Raw genomic sequence first — 26237 nt, 5'->3', positions numbered from 1 at the left:
CCGTTTCGTCGATCCAACCCGCCCCACGAGTGCAGACAGGTCGGACATGAACGAGGAACTGAAGAACCTGCTGGACAAGCAGGCCATAGCAGAGGTTATCCACCGGTACTGCCGCGGAGTCGACCGGTGTGACGTCGAGCTCCTCGAGTCCGTGTATCACCCGGACTCCTACGACGATCACGGCTACTGGAAAGGAAACGGTCGGGAGTTCGCCGCCTTCGTGGCCGGACGACTGACCGAGGCGAACTCGGCCACGACCCACTCCGTCACCAACACACTCATCGACATACTCGACCACGAGACTGCGCATGCAGAGAGCCAGGTTATGGTCACATTGATCCGGAGAGGGGACGGCCCACCGATCGTCGACCTGATGGGCGCACGTTACCTGGACGTGTTCACCCGCAGACACGGCGTGTGGCGAATTGCCGAGAGGACGGTAGTGCTGGACTGGCACAAGTGTGAACAGTGGCGATCCACCTCCAACCCGCCCATGTCACTCGATGGATTCAAACAGGGAGCCCGCAGCAACGACCCCCTCTACAGCTTCCTCGGCTCGAGAGAATCGAGCCGATAATGCGAGCGGTACTCTGCGAAACACACGGCTCTCCAGAAAACCTCAGAATCGAAGACGTGCCCAGACCCACCCTCGGGAACACGGACGTACGCATCTCCGTCCGCGCTGCAAGCGTCAACTTCCCCGACACCTTGATCATCGAGGGCAAATACCAGGTACAGCCGGAACTTCCCTTCACCCCCGGCTTCGAGGTCGCCGGAGTCATCACCGAAGTCGGCTCAAGCGTCACCGAATACACGGTCGGACAGAAAGTAATGGCCTTGATCGGCGGGGGCTACGGCGGATTCGCCGAGGAGGCCGTCACCGACCAACACACCGCAGAGTTGATCCCCGACGGAATGGACTACACAACCGCAACAGCGTTCTACTCCTGCTACGGAACAAGCTTCCACGCTCTCGTTCAGAGAGGCCGGTTAGGTGCAGGCGAAACCCTGCTCGTACTCGGTGCCGCAGGCGGGATCGGCCTCGCGGCAATCGAGATCGGCAAGGCACTCGGAGCTCGCGTCATAGCGGCAGCCGGCAGCCCAGAAAAGCTCGCAATGGCGAAAGCACACGGCGCCGACGAACTGATCAACTACCGCCAACACGAGCTACGAGGCGCAATCCGTAACGCGACACGAGGGAAAGGCGTCGATGTCTGCATCGACGCCGTCGGCGGGGACGCCTTTCACGCAGCTTCTCGTGAGATGGCGCAAGGGGGACGGCTGCTGGTTGTGGGATTTGCCAGTGGATCGATCCCGAGTGTCGCGGTCAACCTCCTACTGCTGAAGGGCTACTCGGTAGTCGGTGTCTACTGGAACACATTCGTGCAATCGAATCCCGCCGAAAAGGCCCGCAACTCGAAAGAACTCGCGACGCTCTTCGCCGCAGGAAAACTGCAGCCGCTGGTTTCTAACACCTACCCGATGAAGGCTGTCGCCGAAGCGCTGAAGGCTGTCACTACCCGAAAGACGATCGGCAAACTCGTCCTCACCGTTCCCTAACCACACCCGCACGTCCAGATGAGCGATGTTCAGGCTCACACCACACATAGTCGAAGGAAGCAACGGATGCTACTCGAAGGTAAGCGAATTCTGGTGACCGGCGGTGCCCAAGGCATCGGTGCTGCAATAGTCAAGTCCTACGTATCCGAAGGAGCCCAAGTCTACTCCTTCGACCTGAACGAAGAGGACGGATCCACAACCGCGAGAGAAGCCACCGAGACCGGCCCTGGATCCGCCACCTTCAATAAGTTGGACATCACGGACGGACCTGCAACAGACTCACTCTTCCGCAGCGCCGCGCAAGATCTAGGAGGTGTCGACGTCCTCGTAAACATCGCAGGTCTCCAGAGATCCGCCATGGCCGAGGACATCACCGACGAGCTTTTCGACAGTATCTACCGAGTCAACGTGCTCGGCACAATCCATACGAACCAATCAGCCTTCCGGATCATGAAGGATGCAGGCACCGGCGCCATCATCAACTTCGGATCCATGTCCGGTTTCACCGGCGAACTCTCCAATTCGACGTACGGCTCGTCGAAAGGTGCCGTACACACGTGGACCCGGACTGTTGCACGAGAATGGGGGCCGTCGGGAATTCGCGTCAATGCCGTTCTACCCTATGTAAATACGCCAATGTTCGATAAGTACACCAGCTCTCTGGGAGCGGATGAGCTCGCGGCTTACCAAGAACAGCTACGCAAAGATATTCCTCTCGGAGGAACCTTCGGCAACGCAGAGAGAGACCTTGCACCGGTATTGGTTTTCCTGGCAAGCGACGCCTCGCACTTCATCACAGGCCAGCTTCTACCCGTGGACGGCGGATTCGCTTCCGTTCGCTGACTGAATGGTGCGGTCGTGTTGAGGCAATCTCCCTGTAGGATGGAAGATTTCGTGGTCCATCCCACTCAAGAGCGGTCCTCCGGCCGAGCTTGCCACCAGCTGCCGCTCTTGGCGCTGCCTGAGCCAATTCGCACCGCCGCACTTTAATTCGGCGCCGCAAGATCCGCCGGGCGCTGTCGCTTGCCCACTCATCCAGAGGTATTCTCCGGCAAGCTAACGCGAAGGATTGACGGATACGCCGGACACGGCTTAGATCGTCTTCGAGACGTCAAAGCGAAATTCGATTTGCGGAAGTAGCCCTTCACGTCGGCGTGCCCTTGGGTGCTGCAGCGCGAGGCTCGATAGGTTGACCTGCGGGTTGACGTGCCGGGGCACAGCGAACGCCTCGAATACGAGAAAACATCTGCCGGGCGTTGACGCGACTATCCGACGAAGAGCGAACTGAGGTGGGATATATGACCAAGCCCGTACTTCTCGTGCACGGTGCCTTCACCGGATCATGGGTGTGGGACAAAGTGGTTACCGAACTGAAACTACGCGGCATACAGGCAACTACCGTGGATCTTCCGAGCCAGGGTGCGGACGGAACGCTCGAGCGAGATGCCCAGACAGTCCGTGACGCGCTCGAGGTAGTTCATGAGCCGACCGTTTTGGTCGGCCATTCGTATGGCGGTGCCGTGATCACCCGTGCCTCTGCGAACAACGACGGCGTGGCGCATCTCGTCTACGTCTGTGCGGCTCTGCCCCAGGCCGGCGAAGCTGTGAGCGATCTCCTGGGCCGCGACCCGGAGCCACACGATGACCTCGCGGGAGCGCTCGAGCAGCGGGCGGACGGGACCGCCACCTTCAAGCGCGAGGTAGCACGGGAGACCATGTTCAACGACGCCACAGAAGAGCAGCTCGCCCCGGTACTGGACAAGATGGGCCCACACGCCGTCGGCACGCTCGGTGAACCAGCCACTGGACTCGGCTGGCAACAACACCCCGCCACCTACGTGATCACGCTGCAGGACAAGCAGTTCTCGGTCGCCTTGCAGCAGGAGTTCGCGCGCCACGTCGATACTGTCGTCAAGGTGGACGCCGGCCACGGACCGATGTTCACCAAGCCTGCCGAGATCGCCGACGCGATCGCCGCAGCGGCGAACTGAGCCCTACAAGGGACCGGATCGAACCCGGGCCGGCCATCGAGAAGTTACAGCCACGAACTCAACAATTATGTAGACGCACAGCTCACTAGATCCCCGCTCTCCCCGTCCCCCGATTCCGACATCGCGGCACGTCACAGGCGATCCACCAACTGGACGAAGCCACCTCGGGCGTCAACATGTTCGTAGACAATGTTCAACGTTAGAGTTGACAGCGTGTCGCGATAGGTGCAACCATCATGGACAGAGCGACGCACGTCACATGCGCGACCGCGATGTGCTCATGCAGTTCCACCAGAGGCGGACCGAAGTGATCGGGCTGCGCTCTGAGTTCGACGGGAGGCAGGCAGAGCAACGGCCCGAGCCGTACCACCACACACCGACGACGAGCAGGAAACTGCGGCCCCTACGCCGAGAAGGATGACCCGATGACACTCACCGAGACCAACACAGTGATCGACCCGGGGCATTTCCGCACCGTGCTCGGCCACTTCCCGACCGGCGTCGTGGCGATCACCTCGACCGATTCGGCTGGACTACCGATCGGCATGGCCGTCGGCTCCTTCACGTCGGTCTCGCTCGATCCGGCGTTGGTCGCGTTCCTGCCGGACAAAAGCTCTAGTACCTTCCCGAAGATTCGCGAAAGCGGCCGTTTCTGCGTGAACGTGCTCGGTGCCGGCCAGCAGGACATCTGCCGAAGTCTGGCACTGAAGGGTTCTGACAAGTTCGCGTCGATCGACTGGACACCGACACAGCATGGCAATCCGCGTATCCACGACTCCATCGCGTGGATCGACTGCGTGATCGATACAGTCCACGAGGCCGGTGACCATTATCTGGTGATAGGTCGGGTCGCAACACTCGAGGTCGAGGATGCGACCTCACCGCTCATCTTCTTCCAGGGCGGCTACGGCTGTTTCTCCTCGACATCCCTCACCGCCCCCGGCGAGGCTGATCTGCTGCACCCCCTGAGCATCGTCGATCAGGCCCGCCCGGAGATGGACGCGGTCGCCCGCGAGCTGGGTGTCGAATGTTGCGCCTCCGTCGCGATCAGAGACCAACTGGTCCTGGTAGGAAGCAGCATGGCAAGCACTCTCCCCACGTCTCCACACATCCGCCTCGGCCAACGGATGCCCTTCGTACCGCCGCTCGCGCTGCCACTGATGGCGTGGACCGAAGGACGCGAACTCGACAAGTGGATCGGCCGCGGCGGAGAGGCACTCGATCGAGACCTACTCCTGCAAGCAACCACACGCGTTCGTGACCGTGGCTGGTCGCTCGTGCTGCGTAGCGATGCCCAGGTGCGATTCGAAGGCGCTGTTGCGCGGCTTCCACTGACCGGCGCAACGGGGGATCTCGCTGGTGACGTCACCGCAGCCGCCCGCGCACTCAGCCTCGAAGGATATGAACCGGTCGAGATCGACCCTGCTGCCACTTACGATGTCAGGATCATCAGTGCACCGGTATTCGGTAAAGACACGCAACCGGAGCTCCTGCTGAGTCTCTACCAGCTCCCCCATCAATTATCCGGCGCGGCGGTCGAACGGTACCGAGATCGTTTGCTGACCGCCGCCGAGGCTGTCACCGCGAAGCTAGGCGGAAATACACCCCCCACGGCGTAATTCGAATCCGCTAAGGGACCGGTTCCGGCCGAACCTAACCTTAACGAAGAAAGCGATACAGGCCTACTCCTCGCCAACCGTGGCCAGCACTTCAGAACTGGGACTTCGCACCGTCGCGGTCCGCAGTGTCGGACAGGTTCGAAGCAATCCACGTCCGCGCGGCCGGCGAGGCACCCACCACGCGTGCGGCACGAATATCCGCACGATTACGGCGCGCTGGGTGCTGCATTCATGACCACCGTCGTCGCCGGGAAGCCGTGTACACCAGCGGATTCCTCATGCTGGGCGCAACAGTTGGTCTCGGCGCCGTTGCCTCTTTATTATCCCGGCAATGGAGCGAGACAAGACCACGCATCTCGAAGAGACGGCCGAACTGCGACATCCGCAGCTCGCAATAGTCGCCGGAGGCACGCTGATGGGCGACGAATCCGAATGAAACGCGACACCAGCAATCAAGCGAGCGCCAAGGCACTGCGCCGCAACGCCGCCGAGAATCGGCACCGGCTACTCGGCGCGGGAGCGACCGTGTTCACTGCCCGCGGCCCGACGTGGGGGTCGAGGAAGTCACCAGGGTCGCCGGCGTCGGCACTCTCTACCGCCGATTTCCCACCAGAGTCGCCCTGATCAGTGAGCTCGTTCAACAGGTGCTCGACGACTTCGTGGCCCTTGCCCAGGATGCCCTGTGCGCGCCGGAGGGCGAGGGACTGGAGCAGGTCCTCTACGGCAGCGGTGCCATCCTGGCATCGAACCGTGGAAGCTTGTCTCGCATGTGGAACGACGACGAGACCACGATCTTGAGGGACGAGTATCGAAAGATCCTGTTCGAACTCTTGGCGCGTGCCAAGCAGCACGGCCGCATCCGCGAGGATGCCACCGAAGCCGACCTGGATCTCATCTTCTGATCCCTGCGCGGCGTCATCGGAGCGACACGCGGCGTGACCGACAGGCTGGCATCGAATCATGGCAGTCATGATCGCGGGATTGCGGCCCGGCGCGGAGAGACTTGATGCGACACCGATGAGCGCCCAAAATGTCGCACATCATGGACCAAGTGCAGTCTCAATAGGTGCGACGGTTCGAGGCTTGAGCGTCAAATCTTCTCAGCGCACACCAACGCAACGCCATCTGCCAGTCTGACTATCGCGTGACATGCACAAACTGCGTCGCAAAACGGGAGGGCATTTTCACAGAGGGCCCAAAACCCTCGCCGGCCTCGATGAGGCTGCCGTCGAGGTCGTCGTCCAGCTCCACGACCATTTTCCGCGCCACCTGCGAACTCCTTCCGCTCCGGATACAGCCAGGCAGACACTACTGCCCCGGCGACCGAAAGCCACCGGCCTCGTTGTCGCGCAGGAAGACAATCACCATGGATAAGGGCTCGTCGGGGCGGCCAATCAGTGGATGGGCGATGCCGACCGGAGGCTGATTGCCCCGATGTTGGCAACCCTGGCGGAAAAGGGAAGAGGTTTCCTGACACGGCGCTACCGTTATCAGGTGACAGGAATCAATGCCGACCGGCGATGGTCAGAATCCATGCCGGAAGCCTACGAGCAGTACCTCGTGCCGGTCGTCTTCCGGCCCTTCGCCCAGGACCTGACCGCCCGGGCGGCCGCACTCCACCCTCGGCGAATCCTCGAACTCGCGGCGGGCACGGGCGTGTTGACAGCGGACCTGCTCGCAGCAGCACCCTCGGCCGAGGTGACGGCCACCGACCTGAACGAGGCCATGGTCGCGTTCGGGTCGACCCGTGCCCCGGGCGCGGTGTGGCGGCAGGCCGACGCGCAACGGCTGCCGTTCCGAGACGGAAGCTTCGACCTGGTGGTCTGCCAGTTCGGCGTGATGTTTTTTCCCGACCGCATCGAGGCCTTCACCGAGGTCCACCGGGTGCTGGCCCCGAACGGCCGGTTCCTGTTCAACACCTGGGGCCCACTCAGGACGCACGCCTTCGAAGTCGCGCTGCAGGCCGGGCTGGAGCGGGCCTTTCCGGCCGATCCGCCACGGTTCTTCCAGACGGCTCCCCACGGCTACGCCGACCCCGCTGTCGTGGCCGCTGATCTGGCAGCCGCCGGGTTCGCCGTCGAGGACGAGCAGGAGCTGACGCTTCAGGGCCGGGCCCCGTCGACCACCGACCTCGCTACCGGATACCTCAGCGGGACACCGGTGCGCGCGGCCGTTGAAGAGCGCGGCGACGGCCCGGCCATCCGGGCCACCGTCATCGAGGAGATGACGGCCCGGCTGGGCCCGGGGCCGGTCACCGCCCCGATGACGGCGTACGTCTTCCTCGCGGCCTGAACGCAGCACGCGCCCGCCCTGAGGGATGGGCGAGTCGACCTCGACGGGGCGCGTCGGACGGACCCCTGATGCTCATCAACAAACGTTCGCCCTATGACGACCTTGCATAGCCGTTCGTCGGCGGGATGCTTGTTCCGCCAGATGATGTAGCGACGGATCACGCTGCCCTGCTCTTTGTGGCTGGTGTGATGTGCGGCGGCATCCCGTGCGCGCCTCCGACCTCGCACGCACACGCGTGACAGTAGTCGCAGGCATTAAATGCGTTGTCAGGCAATTGCTTTCGTACGCCGGCAACGGATATTATGTCGACTAAAACCCTCCATATTTCATCGGATGCATCATCGGCTTCGCCGGGCAACCGCGGGAACCGTCCGGGTCTGCAGGCCGTCGAGGCTGCGACCTGCGACTTCGCGCTCGAGGATAGGTCGGTCGGTCGGCATGGGTCTCACGATGCCGGTGGCCGGATCCGCGCTCGAGCTTGCCGTGCGGAGCAGGGACGATACCGCTACGATTCATTCGATGAATCATTCGATCATCAGATGAGACGGCATCGGGGGGTTCGGTGGGAGTCGACGACAGTGGCCGGGTGCATCTTGTGGATGCCGTTCCGATGCTGCATCCGGAGGAGCAGACTGTCGCCGAGATGCTGCGGGGATGGCGCAATCAGCAGCTGTGCCGCAATCTCCAGCACGCCACGATCGAGCAACGCGAGCGTTGCGTGCGCCGTTTCCTTCACTCCACCAACGAATACCCCTGGCAGTGGACTCCGGCGATGGCCGACGAGTTCTTCGGGGACTTGCGCTCGATCGGGCACGCGAAGCAGTCCACCGTCCGCAATTACCAGGTGGCGCTGCGCCTGTTCTGTTCGTATGTATCGGATCCACCTACGGGTGGGACCGGGTATGCGAGCAGCGATTCGGCACGCATCCGAGTCAGGTCTTCTTCGACTGGAACACCGCGCACCACGTGCAAGACAACGAGTCGAGGCCGTCCAAGCGTGCCTTCACCAAACCGGAGTTGCAGGCGTTGTTCGACCGCGCGGACGACGAGGTCGCGCGGATAGCGGCGTCCGGACGTAAGGGGTGGCTCCCGGCCTACCGAGACGCCACGATGTTCAAGCTCGCCTACGCCTTCGGGTTGCGGTTCAACGAGATCCGCCACTTGCAGACCGTCGATTTCGCCCGAAACCCGCACGCCCGAGAGTTCGGTCGATATGGCCTGGTTCACATCCGGTATGGCAAGGCCAAGCCCGGTTCGGCACCGAAACGGCGCAGCGTCCTGACTATCTTCGACTGGACCTCCGAGGTCGCCGCGGATTGGCTCGCCAATGGGCAGCGGCACCTCGACGACGGTATCGACATGTTTCCCAGCGAACGCGGGACGCTCGTCGCCGAGAACACTGTGCTGCGACGGTTTCGGCGGTACTGCACTGAACTGAACCTCGAGCCCGGACTCGACCTGCACTCGCTGCGTCGTTCCTACGCCACCCACCTCATCGAGGACGGCTGGGACGCTCTGTTCGTGCAACAGCAGATGGGTCATGACCACGCCGGCAGCACCGCCATCTACACCTGCGTGTCCAGTGACTTCCGTATCCGCATGTTGCGTCGTGCCCTCGACGCGTCGATGGATGCCGCACTCTCCGACGAAGGACGATTTTCATGAAGCGCACCGTTGACTACACCTGGCGGCTGGCCGAACTGATGGCCGCTCGCGGGTTGCACAACAGCACCGATCTGATGCCCTTGCTGCACGAGCGTGGCATCGAACTGTCCCGGCCGCAGGTCTACCGGTTGGTCGCCCAGCGTCCGGAACGTGTTTCGCTGCAGATGGTCGCGGCGCTCTGCGACATCTTCGGCTGCGGAGTTGACGACCTGGTCACCGTGACCGCGACCGACACCCGGCGCAAGCGCGCCGCCTCCACCGCGGACGTGGTCGAGATGAACAAGGCGGCCCGCCCGAGACGGGCCCGCGTGATCACAGATGATTGAGGTGACGCCGCGGTCGACCCGCCGAGGCCGCCCCCGCACCACCGGTGATGCCAGTTGTGATCGATGCGGTCGACAGGTGGGCCGGATCCGCGCCCGCTGGCCCGACGGTGCAATCTGCGGCACCTGCTTCTACGCTGCGATGCGCACCCACGGCTCCTGCACGATCTGCGGGTTGGAGCGGCTGCTACCCGGCCGCCTCGATTCCCACGACGGCCCGATCTGCGGACTGTGCGCCGGCATCACCGACGACCTCGCCTGCTCCCGATGTGGTGTCGAGGCCGAGCACTACCGCCGGAGCCTCTGCGCTCGCTGTGCTCTTCGGGACGACGTCACAGAACTGCTGATCATCGATGCGGCGGATCCCGGCACCATGACCGCTCTTGTGGAGGGGCTGTGCCGTGACGAGCGACCCGAGAGCCTTATCACCTGGATGCGGCCGGCGCAGATGCGAGAGATTCTGCGCAGGTTAGCGGTTGGCGATATCGCGATGAGTCATGAAGGGATCGACGAGCTCGGGCACGGCCTTAGAGTTACCCATCTCCGGGGATTGCTCGAGCATCATGGTCTCCTACCCGAACGCGACGCCTATCTCGCCCGCTTCGAACACTGGCTGCGGGTCAAGTTCGATGCCATCGGCGAGGCCGCCGTGCGGCAACCCGTCGAGCAGTTCGCGACGTGGCACCACCTTCGGCGGATCCGCGCAATCTCGGCCACCGGATCGTCGACGCGCGGTCCGGTCCACGCGGCCAAGCAGGAGATTACCGAGACAATCAAGTTCTTGGACTGGCTCCTCCAAGCACACGGCCGCGTCGCCTCGACATGCAACCAACGCGACGTCGATGAATGGCTGATCGGTGGACCAACCACCCGCCATAACATCCGGACGTTCTTCGTCTGGGCTCTTCGGGCGCGGGTCAACACCACCATCCTGATCAACCACCGCAGCGCCCGCTCCTCCCCCACCATCACCCAGGACCAACGGATCGCCTGGCTGCGCGAACTGCTGACCGGTAACAGCGAATCCCTGCCGTACCGGATCGCCGGCACGTTGCTACTCCTCTACGCTCAACCCATCGCGAGGATCGCATCCCATCGCACCACCGACATCCTCCTGGCGCCAGACGGTCCATATCTTGCCCTCGGCACCCATCCTGCCCCCATTCCGACGCCGTTCGCGGACATGCTCACCGAGCACCTCGCACAACGACCCAACCTGCATGCCGTCCGAGATGGTGACTCGGAGTGGCTCTTTCCCGGCCGCACACCCGGCAGTCACCTACACCCCAACACGATCATGAACCGACTTCGCACCCTCGGTATCGATCTCCTCGGCGCTCGCACCACAGCGATCCGCACATTGGTGTCGGAGGTGCCCGCTCCGATCGTTGCGGACATGCTCGGCTACAGCCAGCAGATCACCCATCTTCACGCCGCCGAGACATCGCAGCCATGGCCACGATATGTGCGCCCGGCGCAGCGCCGTCAAGGCCGTGCCTCACCCAGATCATCAAAATCCACGACCACACCCACGTCACGCGAGCGAAGGAAGAAGCAATGAGCGAACCGACCGGCCGGACCGGCAACCGCACGTACTGGACTCTCCACGACGGTGCCATCGATGTCTCGTGCTACGCCTCCAGGCTGCAGGAGAACCAGTCGAGGGCACAGCTTATGCCTGCTCACGTCGGTATATTCGCCAACGAAGGCGCGCTCGGAAGCCTCACGCCGGCCACCGCGCAACAGTTGGCGGACGCGCTGCACGCGGCGGCCGATGCCGCCGAAGCACCGATCAAGATCCGCGCGGAATAGCTCACCGAGCCGCAACGTTTGCGGATGCGATCCGCTTCGATACGGCTACGACCACTACACCAGCACGAACCCGCTCGACTACCACGAGAGCGCGCACGCCGCGCCGTTGAATCGGCGCAACCTTGAACCGCCCTGAATCGAGTGGAGACTTCGTTCAGGCCACCTCGAGGATCGAGGCGACGGTGGGGCGCTGTCCACGGTAGCGCGTTTCGTAGTCGATCGGCGGGGAGTAGCCGATCGACGAATGGAGTCGGTCCGCGTTGAACCAGCGGACCATTCGGCGGTCTCCCGCTCGACCTCGGCTCGGCCGGACCATGACAAAGTCCGGTTGATCAACTCGGTTTTGTAGAGCCCTATGGTCGATTCCATCAGCGCGTTATCGAGGGCTTGACCGGCTAATCGCGGCCCAGTTTGTGCCGATGGCGGTCGGAATGGTTCATCGTCGGGACGATGGGTTGCGGCGAAGTCTTCGCAGTTGTTCTTCGTGTTTGGCGACGGTGGCGGCCAGGGCTTCGATCACGGTGCGCAGGTGGGCGACCTCGGTCGCGAGGGCATTGTCACGTTAACGAGCTGTCGAGAGTGGCTGGCAGGATGGTGGTCGTAGCCCCGCCGCGCCGTCGTACAAGCGACACCGCTACCTGAGCGAGATCATCGACCACTGCGTTTGGCTGTACTTCCGGTTCACCTTGAGCTTTCGCGACGTCGAGGAAGTGATGCTGCAACGCGGCGTGGTCGTGTCCTACGAGACGATCCGCCGCTGGTGCGCCAAGTTCGGCCAGGACTACGCCAACCGGCTACGTCGCTGCCGTGCCCGCCCCGGCGACAAGTGGTACCTCGACGAGGTGTTCGTGAAGATCAACGGCAAGCAGCACTACTTGTGGCGCGCGGTCGATCAGGACGGCACCGTCCTGGGCGTGCTGGTCCAGTCGCGCCGAAACGCCGAGGCGGCCAAGCGGTTCTTCCGCAAACTGCTCAAGGGACTCGGGTATGTGCCGCGGGTGCTGGTCACCGACAAGCTCGGCAGCTACCAGGTCGCGCACCGCGAGATGATGCCGTCCGTGGAGCATCGCCGATCGAGGTATTTGAACAACCGGGCCGAGCTTTCCCATCAGCCGACCCGGCAGCGGGAGCGGGCGATGCGCGGGTTCAAGTCACCGGCCCACGCCCAACTGTTCCTGTCCGCCTTCGGGGTGATCTGCTCACACTTTCGACCGAGACGGCACCGGCTTCCCGCCGGCGAGGACCGACAGGTGATGGCCGACCGGTTCGCGGTCTGGCGCGAATCCACCGGCAGCGCCACAGCTGCCTGAAACGTCAACCGCGAGGCCGCCGCTGCCTCAATTTACACCGGAACACATTGTGCCACCGAACATTCAAGTTGATGTGACAATGCCATCGCCACCACGTCGCCGTTCTGGTTGCGCCCGGTGTGCTCGAGGGTGACGATGCCCTCGCCGGGCCTGCTCTTCGACTCCCGCTTGTCGGCGATGCGTGTCTCCGCGTACAGCGTGTCGCCGTGGAACAGCGGCTTCGGGAAACTGATCTCCGAGAATCCCAGGTTCGCGACGATGGTCCCCTGCGTGAGTTGCGCCACCGACAAACCGACCAGCGTCGAGAGGGTGAACATCGAGTTTACGAGGCGCTCACCGAACTGGGTGCCCTCGCTGTAGGCGGCATCCAGGTGCAGGGCATGGGTGTTCATCGTCTGGGTGGTGAAGAGGACGTTGTCGGCCTCGGTGACGGTGCGGCCGGGGCGATGCTCGTAGACCGCTCCGAGTTCGAACTCCTCGAACCACAGTCCCCGCTGCACGATTCGCGTGACGTCACTGGCAAGCAGGTCGGTCATGACTCGTTCTCTTTCGTGTCGGTGTGCGGGGTGACTCGTGCGAGCAGCTGGTCGACCATCACCTGGTCACCGGGTGCGACGAGGATGTCGACGACGCCGTCGATGGGTGCGGTGAGCGAGTGCTCCATCTTCATCGCCTCGACGACGACGAGGCTCTGGCCCGCGGTGACGTGGGAGCCCGCTTCGGCGCCGACGGCGATGACGGATCCGGGCATGGGGCTGGTGATCTCGGCCTCGCCGGCATGGACGTCACCTGTGCGGACGCTGAGCTCCTCGACTTCCCGGAGCATCGTCGTGCCCTCGGATCCGGCGAGCCAGATATGCCCGTCGGTCTGGGCGACCCGGTAGGTTTCACGTCTGCCGTCGATCACGACGGACAGGGTGGTTCCGTCGAGGGCCGCCGTCAGGGACAGGGTGTCGCCGTCCTCGACCTGCGCGGTGGCCTCGGACGGACTGCCCGTGATGCGCACGTGGTCGGTACGCGTCGGCGATGCCAGCCGAATACTGGTGGGCGCGGGAACCCCGACCCGCCAACCGCTGGGCACGTCCCACGGATCGGCCTGTGCACGCTCGGGCCAGCGCTGCAACCAGCGGAAAGCGGCCGCGGCGATGAGGGCGGCATCGGTGGCCTCCGCAGCGACGAAGTCCTCGAGCCGGCGGTCGAGCAGACCGGTGTCGAGGTTGCCCGCCACCACGTCGGGATCGGCGAGCAGGAAGCGCGCGAACTCGATGTTGGTCACCACACCGAGCACACCGGTGCCGGCCAGCGCCCGGTCCAGCTTCCGCAGCGCACCGGCGCGGTCGTCGGCGTGCGCGATGACCTTCGCCAGCATCGGGTCGTAGTCGCTGCCCACCACCGTGCCGGGCTGCAGCCCGGAGTCGACGCGGACTCCGGGGCCGGCGGGTTTGATCACGTCGGCGACGAGACCACCGGTCGGCAAGAAGCCTCGGCTCGGGTCCTCGGCGTAGACGCGGGCTTCGATGGCATGTCCGGTGAGGGTGATGTCGTCCTGGGTGAAGCCGAGCGGCTCACCCGCGGCCACCCGCACCTGCCACTCGACCAGGTCCAGGCCGGTGACGAGTTCGGTCACGGGGTGTTCGACCTGAAGCCGGGTGTTCATCTCCATGAAGAAGAACTCGTCCGGCTTGTCGGCGGAGACGATGAATTCGACCGTTCCGGCACCGGAGTAGTCGACACTGCGCGCCGTGTTGCACGCCGCCTCGCCGATCCGGGCCCGGGTCTGCTCGTCCAGCAGGGGCGAGGGCGCCTCCTCGATGACCTTCTGGTGGCGACGCTGCAAACTGCACTCGCGCTCACCGAGATGCACCACGTTGCCATGCCCGTCCGCGAGGATCTGCACCTCGATGTGCCGGGGCCGCAACACGAATCGCTCGAGGAACAGGGTGTCGTCACCGAACGCGGACGCGGCCTCACGCCGTGCACTGCGCAGGGCGTCGGCCAACGCCCCCGGCTCCTCGACCAGACGCATCCCCTTGCCGCCGCCGCCCGCCGACGGCTTGACGAGGACCGGGTAGCCGATCTCGCCCGCGGCGGCGATCAGTTCGTCGTCGGAGAGGCCGGGCCGGGCGATACCCGGTACGACGGGCACGTCGAACTTCGCGACGGCGTTCTTGGCGGTGATCTTGTCGCCCATCACCTCGATCGCGTGAGCGGACGGGCCGAGGAAGGCGATGCCGGCGTCTGCGCAGGCCCCCGCGAACTTGGAGTTCTCCGACAGGAACCCGTAACCGGGATGGATCGCCTGAGCTCCGGTGGTCTGGGCGGCCGCGATCACCTTCTCGATCACCAGGTAGCTCTCCCGGGCGGCGGCCGGGCCGAGCAGGACTGCGGTGTCGGCCTCGCGGACGTGCCGCGCGTCCCGATCCGCCTCGCTGTATACCGCGACCGAGCGGATTCCCATGGCCCGCAGGGTGCGGATTACCCGCACCGCGATCTCACCGCGGTTGGCGACGAGGACGGTATCTATCCGTGTCATGTCAGTCATGTCCGTTCACATCCGGAAAACGCCGTAGGAGACCGGTTCGAGCGGTGCGTTCGCGCACACCGAAAGAGCCAGCCCGAGAACAGTTCTGGTATCGGCGGGATCGATGATGCCGTCGTCCCACAGGCGGGCGGTCGAGTAGTAGGGGTTGCCCTGCGCCTCGTATTGCTCGCGGATCGGCGCCTTGAACGCCTCCTCGTCCTCCGCCGACCACGGGTTGCCCGCACTGTCGAGCTGCTCGCTGCGCACCGTCGAGAGCACCGACGCCGCCTGCTCACCGCCCATCACCGAAATTCGCGCGTTCGGCCACATCCACAGGAAACGCGGGGAGTACGCCCGCCCGCACATCGAGTAGTTGCCCGCCCCGTAGGAGCCGCCGATCACGACGGTGAGCTTGGGAACCCGGGCACAGGCCACCGCGGTCACCATCTTCGCGCCGTGCTTCGCGATACCCCCCGCCTCGTAATCGCGGCCGACCATGAAGCCCGCAATGTTCTGCAGGAACAGCAGCGGAATCCGCCGTTTGTCGCACAGCTCGATGAAGTGAGCACCCTTCATCGCCGACTCGGCGAACAACACCCCGTTGTTCGCGACGATGCCGACGGGATGACCCTCGATGTGCGCGAAGCCGGTGACCAGCGTCTTGCCGTACTCCGCCTTGAACTCCTGGAAGGTCCCGCCGTCGACGATGCGGTCGATGACCTCGTGAACGTCGTACGGGGTGCGCGGGTCGGTCGGGACCACGTCGTACAACTCGGCCTGCGGCGCCGACGCGGGGACGGCACTGATCACATCCCACGCACGTGCGGCGCGCGGGCCGAGCGTGGCGACGATGTTGCGCACGATCCGCAGCGCGTCCTGATCGTCCTCGGCGAGGTCATCGGTCACTCCCGACACCTTCGAGTGCAGGTCTCCGCCGCCGAGCTCTTCCGCGGTGACGACCTCACCGGTCGCGGCCTTCACCAGCGGCGGACCGCCCAGGAAGATCGTGCCCTGGTTCCGGACGATGACCGCCTCGTCGCTCATCGCCGGCACATAAGCGCCGCCCGCCGTGCAGGAGCCCAGGATGCGCGCTCATCGTCGCCTGGTTGTAGAAGATCCGGCCGAAATGCTCCCGATCGGGAAACACCTCGTCCTGCCGGGGCAGGAACGCGCCACCCGAGTCGACGAGATAGATGCACGGCAGCTGGTTCTGCAGTGCGATCTCCTGCGCCCGCAGGTGCTTCTTCACCGTCATCGGGTAATACGTGCCGCCCTTGACCGTGGCGTCGTTGGCCACGATCACGCACTCCCGGCCGGACACCCGACCGATCCCCGCGATCACACCCGCACCGGGGCATTCGTCGTCGTACAACCCATTGGCCGCGAGCGGGGCGATCTCGAGAAAAGGACTCCCCGGGTCGAGCAACGTGTCCACTCGATCACGCGGGAGCAACTTGCCCCGGCTCACATGCCGCTCCCGCGACTTCTCACTACCGCCCAGAGCCGCAACGGCCAGCCTCGACCGCAGCTCGTCCACCAATTTGGTGTGCTCAATCCTGTTGCTCGGGTCATTGCCTAGCATCACGCCTCATCACTTCGCAGATTCAGTTAATGCCTCTTAACCTAATGGTGTTGCTAGTGCATGACCCCTTCTCCCGTAGCGATAATTTGACGCAGGTTATATCCCTGCGGGATAGCGACCACTGCGGTAGCCACCACTAACGTCGGCTCTGGATGTGATGGACATCGCATAACGAACGCGAAGGAGGCCGGCCAATGAGTTTCGGCGCTGTTGGTCTGATTGAAACGGTGGGGCTGGTCGGAGCGATCCAAGCAGCCGACTCGATGGTGAAGGCTGCCAACGTGGAGTTGGTGGGTTACCGCACTCTGCGAAATGGCCAGGTCACGGTCATGGTGCGCGGTGATGTCGGAGCGGTGAAGGCCGCGGTCGACGCGGGCGTCGTTGCCGCCCGCGAAACCGGGGAACTGGCTACCTCGCATGTCATCGCTCGCCCGCACGGTGATACCGAGGACGTGCTGTCGGCCGCGATTCCCCCGGTCAACTGACGCCATACGGGACCACATCGTCGAGGTCCCGTGGCTGTGACAGCCACGGGGATCTCGACGATTACGGTGAATGATGGAACTAGGTGAGCACGCTGTCGACCCACTCGATCGCCGTGTCGCCGTTCCATCGGAGCAGTGACAGCGTGGGGTGACCGCCGCGCACATGCGCGATGTCGGAGCCCTCGACGATGGTGATATCTGGGGACGGCAGGTCCTGTACCGGCAACGCATCGGCGTGCCGATCGAAGGCGGCGATGAACGGCAGCAGGGTTGGTGCCGTGCCGGCGAGCGTCCACGGCGCCGCGACCAGAGGTCGCACTTGCTCACCGGGCAGATTGGGCACGTTGAGGTTGAACACCGATCCGGCATCCGCGCTCATGATGTTCGGCAAGATCGCGTCGACCACGGCCGCGGCGGTGTCCCAGTGACGTGCGGCGCCGACCGCCGCGGGCTGTTCGATCTCGAAGTCCAGGTGCAGCGATGCCGCCAGCGCGGTCACGCCGTGGGCTCCTGCGACCATTGCCGCGCTGGCCGTGCCCGAATGCAGCACCGCTGCACCAAGGTTCGAACCCTCGTTGATACCGGACAGCACGAGGTCGGGCACCGGGCCGAAACGGCCGAGCACGGCAGCGAGTGCGATCATGCCCGGATGCGCCGCCACAGCATAGGCCTCCACTCCAGGTAGACCCGGCAGCCGACGATGGCTTACCTCGATGCGCTCGTCGACCAGGAACATCGTCAGACCGCCGGCGCAACCGCTGGCTTGACGGTGAGGAGCGGCGACCGTGACGTCATACCCCTGCTCGCATGCGGTATGAGCGAGAGCGAGCAACCCTGGCGCGTCGATCCCGTCATCGTTGGTGACCAGTACATGTGGTCGGCGCCTCATGGCATCGCCAACCGCACGGCGAGCAGCAGTTCGTTGTCCGCGGCGGATTCGGTGCCGTTGACCAACGGCTCTGCCCTGGGCGCCGAGACAGAGGTCGCGTGCGGCTGCGAATTTTGTGTCGCCGGCGGCCGGTGCGCAGTGATTCGTGCTTGTAAGGCCTTCGCTCCGGAAGTTCTGCGCTGCACCCGCGCCGGCACCTCCTGCGGCGGCAACGCTACGACCGGTGAAGCCGGGCACGCGCATGTCGACGTCTCGGGAGCATAGGCGAATAGATGCGCCAAAATTTCCTGCGGCCAAATCGCGACGAACTCCGCGCCCGCGGCGAGTAGTTGCTCTTCGGTATGCATGCCCCAGGCGACTCCGACCGCACGGATCCCGGCCCTCACTGCCGCTTCGACATCACCGACCGTGTCGGTGATGATGGCGGTCGCCCCAGCAGGGACCGCACCGCCGGTCGCCGATTCGTCGTAGAACGCCTGGCAGCGCCGACCAGAGCCCTGAGCGGCGTCGTCGAGGAACCGCTCGATGCCCTTGGCCTTGTCGGGTTCGACGTCGCCACCGAACACGTGCCCGAAGCAGTACTCGAGCTTGTTCTTGCGCAGGATTCTGCGGATGACTTCCGTCGAGTTCGACGACAGAACAGCCAGTGTCGCATGTGGCACCAGCGATTTCACGACGTCGACCATGCCGGGGATCATCAGCGGGGCGTAGTCGGCGCCGAGGCTGCGCATGAAGTCCTCCTCGACCACCTGCGCGTGCTCGGCATCTCGGCAGAGACCGCGCAGGGAGACGAAGAAGTTGTTGGCGAACATCTCGTAGAACTGCTCGGGTGTTGTGACACCGAGATGGTGTGCGGCACTGATCTTTTCGAAAACGCGCCAGGATGCCTCTCGGGTCTGGACGAGAGTGCCGTCGAGGTCGAAGATCACAGCCTGGGGCGGCTCTGGTCGGCACACGGTCAGCTGCCGGTCGCGTCTGACGCGCTGTAGATCTTGCACAGCTGCTGGGGGCCGATGAAGTCCTGGATCTCGCCCCACCCGCGTTGTGCTCCCGAACGCCATTCGGCGAGCACGTTGTATCCCACCGTGCCCGGGCCGGCCTGCCAGGGGAAACTCGTCCGCCCGAAGCCTTGGAGCTCGTACACTCGGCCCTCGCTGTCGGTGAGTTCGAGTTCGACGGATTTCGCGAAGAATCCTTCGCGGATCGTGCGGCCGCGGCCTGCGGCCAACCCGTACAGCTCACCCTTGTCGACGACGTAACCGTGTTGGAGGGTCAGTTCGGTGGCGGCGTCGGGGCCACCGGTGGGATCGAAGTCGAAGATTCCGTGGATGGCGAAGTCCTTGGAGAAGTGCGCGTGCAGCCAGCTCATGGTGTGCCCCTGGTGCTCCGAGCGCAGACCCCAGCTGTGGTCCATCGTCGAGATGCAGTCGACGGCGTACTTCTTGCCGCGCAGGTTCACCTCACCCTCGAAGTGGCCCGACTGGTCGAAGTGCCCGGCGTACGCCTCGCCCCACGCAAACACGCCTTCGTCGGCTTGCTTGGCGACGATCGGATCCTGTTTGGGGTCGTGAATGTCGAAGGCGTCGGCGATCGCGGTGTAGCGGAAGGCCAACGAGACGTCGTCACCGTTGTCGAACTCGACGTCCCACACCCGGTTCGGCTCGCGGCAGACCACGTGCAGGCCGTTGTTCAAACGGTAGTCGCGCAGGTTGCGGGGTTCCGGAATCGGAAGGTGGTGCTGGGCGTCCCAGTACTCGGCTTGCCAGGGCGCCTCCACGAACTTCGAGTTCATGGCGATCGTGGAGATCGCGACGCCCGCGTTCGGTCGGAACAGCGCATAGACGCCGACGTTCAGGGTGGCTTCCGGGATGTAGAAGCCGAAGAAGTTCGTCTCCGTCCATGTGGGATCGTCGCTGGTGGGGGTGTGGAAATCGGCGTCGATGTCTTCGATCATCTGACTCTCCTAGGCTCTGGCGGTTGCCGCACGGTGTGATTACCCGACGCGGTCCTCGTCACCGCACACCTTGCCGAAGCCGAGATGCCCCCGCCACATCCTCGTGGGATAACTGCCCGGGCGAGAGCTGTCCCGCAGAGATAACGACCTTGTGGGGTGCGTCACCGTAGCGTCCTCATCGATGCACTCCCGGGTCACAAGGGGGTGAGCGGGAGTGCATCGAACCCCGTTCGTTTTCGGCGACCAGTAGAGAAGGCGGTCCTCACGGTGAGACTTGCACGTGTTGTCGGCCAGGTGGTGTCCACCGCCAAGGTTCCCGAACTGTCGGGAACGACGATTCTGGTCGTCGAGGATATCGCCCCCGAATCAGATGGCGAGAGCGGGCGGTATGCCGCTGTCGACCTCGTCGGTGCAGGGCAGGACGAGGTCGTCCTGGTTGTGTCCGGAAGCGCGGCACGAGTGGACCAGGCCACCACCGGTGTCCCGGTCGACCAGGCGATCGTCGCCATCGCGGACACGATCGTCACTCACGGTGAGGTCACGTATTCGAAATGACCACAGAAACTGACGCAGTGTCCACACCACCCGTCGATTCACCCAGCAAGACCACAAATGGAGGAAAGACCATGGCAACCACTCAGACCACCCTGCCCGCCCGCGGCGCCGGCGCCCTCGGCCTGATCGAGACCAAGGGTCTCGTCGGGGCGATCGAGGCAGCCGACGCCATGGTCAAGGCGGCCAACGTCCAACTGCTCGGGCACCGCGAGATCGGTGGAGGCTTGGTCACCGTGATGGTCCGCGGTGACGTCGGCGCAGTCAAGGCCGCCACCGATGCCGGCGCAGTTGCCGCAGGTAAGGCCGGCGAGGTCGTCTCGGTGCACGTCATCCCGCGCCCGCACGACGAAACCGAGAGTGTGCTGTCGAACCTGACTCAGCCCAAGGGTGCTTGAGAATCGATCTCGCTCGGAGCGCAGCGACCTCTGTCTGCGCTCCGGACCGAGCCATGGAAGGTAGAAGACCGTGACAGCAACGCTTGACGCGGACCTGGCGGCGCTGGTTGATGTTCGCGCGCAGGTTTCCGCCACGAAGAAGGCATTCGACGCGATCGAAGGCGCCGACCAGCAGTGGCTCGACAACATCGTCCGGGCCATGGCGAAGGCGGGTTACGCCGCTTCCGAAGAGCTCGCCCGGATGGCGGTCGACGAGACCGGCTACGGCGTGTACGAGAACAAGATCATCAAGAACCGGTTCAACACCGGTTTCGTGGCGGAGTGGATGCTCGAGCGCCGCGCGGTCGGCGTGCTCTGGGCCGACGAGGAGAACAAGGTCACCGCGGTCGGGTCGCCGATGGGCGTGATCGCTGCGATCATTCCGGTCACCAACCCCACTGCGACCGTGTTGTTCAAGAGCCTGGCCGCGGTCAAGGCGGGAAACGCCGTGGTGCATGCGCCGCACCCGCGGGCGGCGCGATGCTCTGCCCGGGCGGCGGAGATCATGGCGGAGGCGGCGGTGCGTGCCGGTGCCCCGGAGAGTCTGGTTTCCTGCCTGCAGCAGCCCACCCTGGAGGCGACCCGGGAGCTGATGCGGCACGGAGATGTCCGTCTGGTTCTTGCCACGGGCGGTCCCGCCATGGTCGCCGCCGCCTACTCGAGCGGCAAACCGACCATTGCGGTCGGCGCGGGGAACGTCCCGGCGTACGTCGATTCGTCGGTGACCGATCTCGCCGAGACCGCGACGATGATCGTGACCTCGAAGTCCTTCGACAATGGCACCGCCTGTGTCGCCGAGCAATCCGTCGTGGTCGCCACCGCTGTCGCTGACCGGTTCGTCGGGGAACTCTCCCGCGCCGGTGCCGCCTGGTTGACCCCGGACCAGCAGACCGCGTTGACGAAGACTTTGTTCGACGAGCGCGGCGGACTGCGCGCGAACGCGGTGGGTCAGTCCGCGGTCCGGCTGGCCGAGATGTCGGGGTTCACCGTCCCGGCGACGACGAAGGTACTGGCCGCGGAGATGACCGAGGTCGGCGACCACGCACTGCTCTCGCGGGAGATCCTCGGTCCGGTGCTGACCATCTACCGGGAGGCGGATTACCAGGCCGGGTGGCGGCGCTGCCGGGAGATCCTGGCGCTCGGTGGTGAGGGCCATACCGTGGCCGTGCACAGCTCCGATCCGACGGTGGTGGCCAAGTTCGGGGAACTGCCGGCCGGCCGCATCGTCGTCAACACCCCCGCCCTCTTCGGCGGGATGGGGTATTCGACGAACGTCGATCCCTCCTTCCAGATCGGTACCGGAACCTGGAGCGGGTCGATCTGCTCGGACAACGTCACCCCGCTGCACCTGGTGAACATCAAGCGCATCGCTCACGAGGCCCGGCCGTGGCGTGGAGTGTTCGACTGATGTCTTCCGAGAAGATCGCGCAGACACTCGAGGAGGCGCACCAGCGCATCCGTTCTGCCAGAACGGATCACGACGGTGATCTGCGCACCGGAATCGACCTGGGGACCGCTACCTGTGTGATCACCGTGGTCGATGCCGCGGGCCGACCGGTGTGGATCGATTTCGATCGCACCGCCGCCATCCGTGACGGTGTCGTGGTGGACTTCGCCGCAGCGGCTGCCGCGGTACGCAAACTCAAGGCCACCGCCGAGGCCGAACTGGAGATCGAGCTGGTCAATGCGGCCACCGCTTTTCCCCCGTGCATCGGGGAGGCCGACAGCCGGGCCTGCCGGTTCGTCCTCGAGAGTGCAGGCTTCGACGAGGTCACTTTGGTCGACGAGGTCAGCGCGGCCAACAAGACCCTCGAGGTCAACGACGGGGTGGTCATCGACGTCGGTGGCGGCTCAACCGGGGTGGGGGTCTTCGAATCCGGGCAATTGACTGCCCTCGATGACCGGCCCGGCGGGGGACACCACCTGGACCTCATTCTCGCCGGCGCCTTGGGGGTCACCGTCGCCGAAGCCGAGGAATGCAAGCGCGCCGGTTCCGGCGACTACCTCGCCATCCTACGGCCGGGAATCGAGAGGATCGGCTCCTCGATACGGGATCTGACCCGAGGTGCCGAACACCTCGACCTTCATCTCGCCGGGGGCGCTCTGATGCTTCCGGGCGCCGATACGACCATCAGCAAATACCTGGGGCGGCGCGTGCGGGCTTATCCGCACGCGCTGCTCATCACTCCATTGGGAATCGCGAGGTACGCGTCATGACAGGCACAGCCACACTCCGGACATACGCATTCATCGATCGAATGCAGCCGCAGTGTGCGGCGCACGTCGCTGCCACCAGTCCCGGCGACCCGCCGTTGGCTGGCATGTCAGAGTTGTTCGTCGAGATGGCCCCGGGTAATGAGGTATTCCGGGCGGCGGACATCGCATTGAAGTCATCCAGTGTGCGGCCCGCCCTGCAGATCATCGAGCGAGAATTCGGCCTGCTCGAGATCCACTCCGAGCATCAGGCGGATGTCCTGGCGGCCGGCGAGGCTGTGCTCGACGCGCTCGGCATGAAGGAAACCGACCGGATCAAGCCGGTCGTTGCCTCGACCCAGTTCATCACCAACGTGCACGGATACCAGGCGCAGCTGCTCAACAAGTGGCGCAAGGGCACGCTCCTGATGCCGGGGTCGAGCCTGTTCGTCATGGAAGTTTCCCCCGCAGCGTATGTGGCGCTGGCCGCGAACGAAGCGGAAAAGGCCGCCGACATCGATGTCATCGAGATCCGCGCCGTGGGCCGGTTCGGTCGTCTGTTCCTGGCCGGCAGTGAAAGCGAAGTGGCGACCGCCCGCGATGCCGCGGTCGCCGCCCTCGAATCTCTCGAGGGGACTGAGGAGGCCCGGCGATGACCGTCTTCGGCGTCGACGCGGTCGAGTCCGCCGGGACCGGCGAGCTGGTTGTCGGCGCGAAGGACATCATCACCCCGCTGGCACGGGAATTGGCCCGTGAACGCGGCGTGCGAATCGTCGTCGCTACCGCCCGCCCGGCCGCCCCGCTCGCCTCGGCGAACCAAGCCACCCCGGTCGGCTCGGCCACCTCGAACGGGTCGACCCACCCGTCGCCCGCCCCGGTGACACCGGTGTTCACTCGATCCTCGTCGAACGACGCGCACACTCCCCCGGCTCCGCTTCGGCCGCCTGCCCCGGCTCTGTACCGGCGCGGGGCGCCGTTGCATCCCTCCGTAGCACCTGCCGCGCTGCATCAGCCCCGCCCCCGACGCCCCGAGGGCGCAGGCACCGGGAAGTCGGTCAAGCGCGTGGTGGTCGTCGGCGCCGGGCATGTCGGAATGATCACCGCGATGAAGCTCGCCGAGGCGAACATCATCGAGGAGGTCGTCCTCGTCGATATCGCCGAAGGCCTGGCGGCGGGGATCGCGCTGGATCTGACCCATTCGACGGCGCTGCTCGGCTTCGATACCAAGGTCCGTGGGGTGACCAGCCTCGCGGAGGCCGGGTCCGCCGACTATGTGGTCATCACCGCAGGCCGTGCCCGCCAACCCGGGATGAGCCGAACCGATCTGGTGGAGGTGAACGCCGCCATCGTCGGCGGCATCGCCCGCGAGGCGGCCGCGATCTCACCCCAGACGGTGCTGCTGGTGGTCACCAATCCGCTCGACGAGATGACCCACCATGCCTGGCGCGCCTCCGGGCTGCCCGCCGAGCGGGTCATCGGGATGGCCGGGGTGCTCGACAGCTCCCGCTTCCAGGCGTTGACCGGGTTGGCCGCCGACTCCTCCCCTTCGGCAGTGAGCGCGTTGGCATTGGGCAGTCACGGCGACGAGATGGTCATCCCGCTCTCCCAAGCCCGGGTGGGCGGCACCACGATCACCGCCGCGCTGCCGGAGGCGAAGGTCACCGCACTGGTCGACCGGGCCCGCAACTCCGGCGCCGAGATCGTCGGACTACTCAAATCCGGTAGCGCGTTCTTCGCTCCCGGTGCCTCCGCCGCGCGGATGGTCTTGGCCATGGCCACCAATTCCGACGAGATCATCGCCGCAACCGTGCGTGCGCACGGGCAGTACGGCATCGCCGACGGCTACGTCGGCCTGCCCGCCCGGTTGGGGCGCACCGGATTGCGGGAGATCGTCGAGCTGCCGCTGGCGGCGGACGAGCTAGCGGCAGTGCGCACGGCCGCCGCCCGGATCGCGGAACGGGTGGCCGACCTCGAGCGAACATCGGCACCGTCATGAGAGCGGTGGTGTTCGCCGGCGTCGGCGCCGTCGAGGTCTCCAGTGTGTCCGATCCCGTTCTCGTCGATCCGACAGACGCTCTGGTCAAGGTGCATCGGGCGGCGATCTGCGGAACCGATCTGCACACGATCAGCCATCCCGACGGCATGCACCGTGGAGCCGTTCTCGGGCACGAGTTCACCGGCACCGTCGTCGCGGTCGGGTCCGCGGTGCGGACCTTCGCGTCCGGGGATCGCGTCAGCGGCGCCGACTTCACCGCGTGCGGGCACTGCTGGTGGTGCCGTCACGGCAACCACTGGGAGTGTAGTCAGCGCCAATTCTTCGGCACCGGAGAGGCTTTCGGTCCCGCACTAGCGGGCGCGCAAGCAGAGATCGTCCGCGTACCGCACGCCGACGTCGTCCTGCATCCGATCGCGGACGGGGTCTCGGACGAGGCCACCCTGTTCTTCGGGGACGTGCTGGCAACCGGGTACGCGGCGGTACAGCGGTGTGACCTCTCCCCCGGCGACACCGTCGCGGTCATCGGCGGTGGTCCGGTCGGACAGCTGACCAGCCTCGCCGCGCAGGCCTGCGGGGCCGGGCCGGTCGTGTTGGTCGAACCGGTCACCGAGCGGCGAGCGATCGCCCAGGCGCATGGCGCCCTGGTTGCGACCCCGCAGGAGGCTCGCCCTCTCATCGATGCCCTCACCGACGGGCGCGGCGCCGATGCCGTCATCGAGGCCGTCGGCGGCCCCCGCGGACTCGACACCGCGTTCGGGTTGGTCCGCCGCCGCGGAACCGTCGTCTCGGTCGGAGTGCATCAACAATCGACCTGGCCGTTACCGGTGGGACGGGCGTTCGCCGACGAGCTGACGCTGCGCTTCGCGATCGGGAACGCGATCCGCGATCGTGACCAGCTCTCTGGTCTGGTGGCATCCGGGGCGATAGACCCGACCGTCATCATCGACCTGCGAGTCGGCCTCGAGGACTCGCCCGCTGCGTACGAAGCGATGACCGAGCGCCGTACGCTGAAGGCAGTCATCGAGGTGTCCTAGGCACACTACCGACGAGGCGGCA

At 65.0% G+C, this 26237-nt stretch carries 23 protein-coding genes and 5 pseudogenes; 20 read left to right on the top strand and 8 right to left on the bottom strand.

Annotation, left to right across the window (positions count from 1 at the left end):
• Nucleotides 1-46 precede the first annotated feature (46 nt).
• The 7 genes and pseudogenes from HYG77_RS25475 to HYG77_RS25440 all read left to right on the top strand — a co-directional run bounded on the left by HYG77_RS25475 (nt 47) and on the right by HYG77_RS25440 (nt 7462).
• A complete protein-coding gene (locus tag HYG77_RS25475; protein ID WP_208961015.1) occupies nt 47-577 on the top strand; it encodes a nuclear transport factor 2 family protein in 531 nt (176 codons plus the stop codon).
• On the top strand, nt 577-1560 hold the full coding sequence (locus tag HYG77_RS25470) for an NADPH:quinone oxidoreductase family protein (protein ID WP_208961014.1): 984 nt from the start codon (nt 577-579) through the stop codon (nt 1558-1560). Before HYG77_RS25475 ends, HYG77_RS25470 begins: the two co-directional genes overlap by 1 nt.
• Nucleotides 1561-1626: 66 nt before the next feature.
• Entirely contained in the window at nt 1627-2403 is a 777-nt protein-coding gene (locus HYG77_RS25465) for an SDR family NAD(P)-dependent oxidoreductase (protein WP_208961013.1), read from the top strand.
• 455 nt (nt 2404-2858) lie between these two features.
• Nucleotides 2859-3551: an alpha/beta hydrolase gene (locus HYG77_RS25460; protein ID WP_208961012.1), complete on the top strand. Its 693-nt coding sequence runs from the start codon at nt 2859-2861 to the stop codon at nt 3549-3551.
• Nucleotides 3552-3976: 425 nt separating this feature from the next.
• Nucleotides 3977-5170 carry a flavin reductase gene (locus tag HYG77_RS25455; RefSeq protein WP_208961011.1) on the top strand — a complete coding sequence of 398 codons (1194 nt, stop codon included), beginning with the start codon at nt 3977-3979 and terminating at the stop codon, nt 5168-5170.
• 432 nt (nt 5171-5602) lie between these two features.
• Nucleotides 5603-6208, top strand: a pseudogene (locus HYG77_RS41005) (TetR/AcrR family transcriptional regulator); the annotation flags it as partial.
• A gap of 456 nt (nt 6209-6664) precedes the next feature.
• Nucleotides 6665-7462 carry a class I SAM-dependent methyltransferase gene (locus HYG77_RS25440; RefSeq protein ID WP_208961010.1) on the top strand — a complete coding sequence of 266 codons (798 nt, stop codon included), beginning with the start codon at nt 6665-6667 and terminating at the stop codon, nt 7460-7462.
• A gap of 535 nt (nt 7463-7997) precedes the next feature.
• Here the strand turns inward: HYG77_RS25440 and HYG77_RS39935 are convergent.
• Nucleotides 7998-8198, bottom strand: coding sequence for a hypothetical protein (locus HYG77_RS39935; RefSeq protein WP_244461413.1), 201 nt, complete (start codon nt 8196-8198; stop codon nt 7998-8000).
• On the opposite strand from HYG77_RS39935, the pseudogene HYG77_RS25435 reads away from it, so the two are divergent.
• The 4 genes and pseudogenes from HYG77_RS25435 (at nt 8106) to HYG77_RS25420 (ending at nt 11262) form a co-directional block, all read left to right on the top strand.
• A pseudogene (locus HYG77_RS25435) lies at nt 8106-9127 on the top strand (site-specific integrase). The gene HYG77_RS39935 and the pseudogene HYG77_RS25435 overlap by 93 nt on opposite strands.
• Nucleotides 9124-9453 (top strand): helix-turn-helix transcriptional regulator, encoded by a 330-nt coding sequence (locus HYG77_RS25430; protein ID WP_208961009.1) that lies wholly within the window; start codon nt 9124-9126, stop codon nt 9451-9453. Before HYG77_RS25435 ends, HYG77_RS25430 begins: the two are co-directional and overlap by 4 nt.
• A gap of 76 nt (nt 9454-9529) precedes the next feature.
• Entirely contained in the window at nt 9530-11011 is a 1482-nt protein-coding gene (locus HYG77_RS25425; protein WP_348273568.1) for a recombinase XerD, read from the top strand.
• On the top strand, nt 11008-11262 hold the full coding sequence (locus HYG77_RS25420; protein WP_208961008.1) for a hypothetical protein: 255 nt from the start codon (nt 11008-11010) through the stop codon (nt 11260-11262). Before HYG77_RS25425 ends, HYG77_RS25420 begins: the two co-directional genes overlap by 4 nt.
• A 154-nt stretch (nt 11263-11416) precedes the next feature.
• On the opposite strand, the pseudogene HYG77_RS25415 reads toward HYG77_RS25420, so the two are convergent.
• Nucleotides 11417-11655: pseudogene (locus HYG77_RS25415) on the bottom strand (integrase core domain-containing protein); the annotation flags it as partial.
• Between the two features lie 227 nt (nt 11656-11882).
• Between HYG77_RS25415 and HYG77_RS25410 the strand changes: the two are divergent.
• Nucleotides 11883-12572: pseudogene (locus HYG77_RS25410) on the top strand (IS6 family transposase); the annotation flags it as partial.
• Nucleotides 12573-12604: 32 nt separating this feature from the next.
• Here HYG77_RS25410 and HYG77_RS25405 read toward each other — a convergent pair.
• From HYG77_RS25405 to HYG77_RS25395, 3 genes and pseudogenes are all read right to left on the bottom strand, one after another.
• Nucleotides 12605-13108: a MaoC family dehydratase gene (locus HYG77_RS25405; protein ID WP_208961007.1), complete on the bottom strand. Its 504-nt coding sequence runs from the start codon at nt 13106-13108 to the stop codon at nt 12605-12607.
• On the bottom strand, nt 13105-15105 hold the full coding sequence (locus tag HYG77_RS25400) for an acetyl/propionyl/methylcrotonyl-CoA carboxylase subunit alpha (RefSeq protein WP_208963507.1): 2001 nt from the start codon (nt 15103-15105) through the stop codon (nt 13105-13107). Before HYG77_RS25400 ends, HYG77_RS25405 begins: the two co-directional genes overlap by 4 nt.
• A 15-nt stretch (nt 15106-15120) precedes the next feature.
• Nucleotides 15121-16675 (bottom strand): annotated as a pseudogene (locus HYG77_RS25395) (carboxyl transferase domain-containing protein).
• Nucleotides 16676-16869: 194 nt separating this feature from the next.
• Here HYG77_RS25395 and HYG77_RS25390 point away from each other — a divergent pair.
• On the top strand, nt 16870-17160 hold the full coding sequence (locus tag HYG77_RS25390) for a BMC domain-containing protein (RefSeq protein ID WP_109335712.1): 291 nt from the start codon (nt 16870-16872) through the stop codon (nt 17158-17160).
• A gap of 79 nt (nt 17161-17239) precedes the next feature.
• On the opposite strand, the gene HYG77_RS25385 is transcribed toward HYG77_RS25390, so the two are convergent.
• From HYG77_RS25385 to HYG77_RS25375, 3 genes are read right to left on the bottom strand one after another with little or no spacing between them, the layout of a single operon-like run.
• Nucleotides 17240-18049: a 5'/3'-nucleotidase SurE gene (locus HYG77_RS25385; protein ID WP_208961006.1), complete on the bottom strand. Its 810-nt coding sequence runs from the start codon at nt 18047-18049 to the stop codon at nt 17240-17242.
• A complete protein-coding gene (locus HYG77_RS25380; protein WP_162603347.1) occupies nt 18046-19005 on the bottom strand; it encodes an HAD family hydrolase in 960 nt (319 codons plus the stop codon). Before HYG77_RS25380 ends, HYG77_RS25385 begins: the two co-directional genes overlap by 4 nt.
• 2 nt (nt 19006-19007) lie before the next feature.
• On the bottom strand, nt 19008-20003 hold the full coding sequence (locus tag HYG77_RS25375) for a hypothetical protein (RefSeq protein WP_208961005.1): 996 nt from the start codon (nt 20001-20003) through the stop codon (nt 19008-19010).
• 267 nt (nt 20004-20270) lie between these two features.
• Between HYG77_RS25375 and HYG77_RS25370 the strand changes: the two genes are divergently transcribed.
• The 7 genes from HYG77_RS25370 to HYG77_RS25340 all read left to right on the top strand — a co-directional run bounded on the left by HYG77_RS25370 (nt 20271) and on the right by HYG77_RS25340 (nt 26215).
• Nucleotides 20271-20558, top strand: coding sequence for a EutN/CcmL family microcompartment protein (locus HYG77_RS25370; RefSeq protein ID WP_109336106.1), 288 nt, complete (start codon nt 20271-20273; stop codon nt 20556-20558).
• A gap of 71 nt (nt 20559-20629) precedes the next feature.
• A complete protein-coding gene (locus tag HYG77_RS25365) occupies nt 20630-20953 on the top strand; it encodes a BMC domain-containing protein (RefSeq protein WP_109335709.1) in 324 nt (107 codons plus the stop codon).
• Nucleotides 20954-21023: 70 nt separating this feature from the next.
• A complete protein-coding gene (locus tag HYG77_RS25360; RefSeq protein WP_109335708.1) occupies nt 21024-22400 on the top strand; it encodes an aldehyde dehydrogenase family protein in 1377 nt (458 codons plus the stop codon).
• The gene (gene eutJ / locus HYG77_RS25355) at nt 22400-23209 is read left to right on the top strand and encodes an ethanolamine utilization protein EutJ (protein WP_208961004.1); all 810 of its coding nucleotides are present in this window, start codon (nt 22400-22402) and stop codon (nt 23207-23209) included. Before HYG77_RS25360 ends, eutJ begins: the two co-directional genes overlap by 1 nt.
• Nucleotides 23206-23841: a hypothetical protein gene (locus tag HYG77_RS25350; protein WP_208961003.1), complete on the top strand. Its 636-nt coding sequence runs from the start codon at nt 23206-23208 to the stop codon at nt 23839-23841. Before eutJ ends, HYG77_RS25350 begins: the two co-directional genes overlap by 4 nt.
• A complete protein-coding gene (locus HYG77_RS25345) occupies nt 23838-25181 on the top strand; it encodes a malate dehydrogenase (RefSeq protein ID WP_208961002.1) in 1344 nt (447 codons plus the stop codon). Before HYG77_RS25350 ends, HYG77_RS25345 begins: the two co-directional genes overlap by 4 nt.
• Nucleotides 25178-26215, top strand: a complete 1038-nt coding sequence (locus HYG77_RS25340) for an alcohol dehydrogenase catalytic domain-containing protein (RefSeq protein ID WP_109335704.1) — start codon at nt 25178-25180, stop codon at nt 26213-26215. Before HYG77_RS25345 ends, HYG77_RS25340 begins: the two co-directional genes overlap by 4 nt.
• The last annotated feature ends 22 nt before the right edge of the window (nt 26216-26237 follow it).

The organism is Rhodococcus sp. ZPP, from assembly GCF_017656075.1.
GTDB lineage: Bacteria > Actinomycetota > Actinomycetes > Mycobacteriales > Mycobacteriaceae > Rhodococcus_F > Rhodococcus_F oxybenzonivorans.
The sequence above is the reverse complement of the archived record's forward strand: the minus strand, read 5'-3'. Positions and strand labels throughout refer to the sequence as shown.

What these genes read in the sequence shown, in the direction of transcription:
- HYG77_RS25465 (WP_208961013.1), top strand. Translation starts at nt 1,627, where the DNA reads ATGCTACTCGAAGGTAAGCGAATTCTGGTGACCGGCGGTGCCCAAGGC.
- HYG77_RS25460 (WP_208961012.1), top strand. Translation starts at nt 2,859, where the DNA reads ATGACCAAGCCCGTACTTCTCGTGCACGGTGCCTTCACCGGATCATGG.
- HYG77_RS25430 (WP_208961009.1), top strand. Translation starts at nt 9,124, where the DNA reads ATGAAGCGCACCGTTGACTACACCTGGCGGCTGGCCGAACTGATGGCC.
- HYG77_RS25365 (WP_109335709.1), top strand. Translation starts at nt 20,630, where the DNA reads ATGGCAACCACTCAGACCACCCTGCCCGCCCGCGGCGCCGGCGCCCTC.
- HYG77_RS25405 (WP_208961007.1), bottom strand. Translation starts at nt 13,108, where the DNA reads ATGACCGACCTGCTTGCCAGTGACGTCACGCGAATCGTGCAGCGGGGA.
- HYG77_RS25345 (WP_208961002.1), top strand. Translation starts at nt 23,838, where the DNA reads ATGACCGTCTTCGGCGTCGACGCGGTCGAGTCCGCCGGGACCGGCGAG.
- HYG77_RS25375 (WP_208961005.1), bottom strand. Translation starts at nt 20,003, where the DNA reads ATGATCGAAGACATCGACGCCGATTTCCACACCCCCACCAGCGACGAT.
- HYG77_RS25420 (WP_208961008.1), top strand. Translation starts at nt 11,008, where the DNA reads ATGAGCGAACCGACCGGCCGGACCGGCAACCGCACGTACTGGACTCTC.
- HYG77_RS25470 (WP_208961014.1), top strand. Translation starts at nt 577, where the DNA reads ATGCGAGCGGTACTCTGCGAAACACACGGCTCTCCAGAAAACCTCAGA.
- eutJ (WP_208961004.1), top strand. Translation starts at nt 22,400, where the DNA reads ATGTCTTCCGAGAAGATCGCGCAGACACTCGAGGAGGCGCACCAGCGC.
- HYG77_RS25390 (WP_109335712.1), top strand. Translation starts at nt 16,870, where the DNA reads ATGAGTTTCGGCGCTGTTGGTCTGATTGAAACGGTGGGGCTGGTCGGA.
- HYG77_RS25385 (WP_208961006.1), bottom strand. Translation starts at nt 18,049, where the DNA reads ATGAGGCGCCGACCACATGTACTGGTCACCAACGATGACGGGATCGAC.
- HYG77_RS25350 (WP_208961003.1), top strand. Translation starts at nt 23,206, where the DNA reads ATGACAGGCACAGCCACACTCCGGACATACGCATTCATCGATCGAATG.
- HYG77_RS25455 (WP_208961011.1), top strand. Translation starts at nt 3,977, where the DNA reads ATGACACTCACCGAGACCAACACAGTGATCGACCCGGGGCATTTCCGC.
- HYG77_RS25400 (WP_208963507.1), bottom strand. Translation starts at nt 15,105, where the DNA reads ATGACACGGATAGATACCGTCCTCGTCGCCAACCGCGGTGAGATCGCG.
- HYG77_RS25475 (WP_208961015.1), top strand. Translation starts at nt 47, where the DNA reads ATGAACGAGGAACTGAAGAACCTGCTGGACAAGCAGGCCATAGCAGAG.
- HYG77_RS25340 (WP_109335704.1), top strand. Translation starts at nt 25,178, where the DNA reads ATGAGAGCGGTGGTGTTCGCCGGCGTCGGCGCCGTCGAGGTCTCCAGT.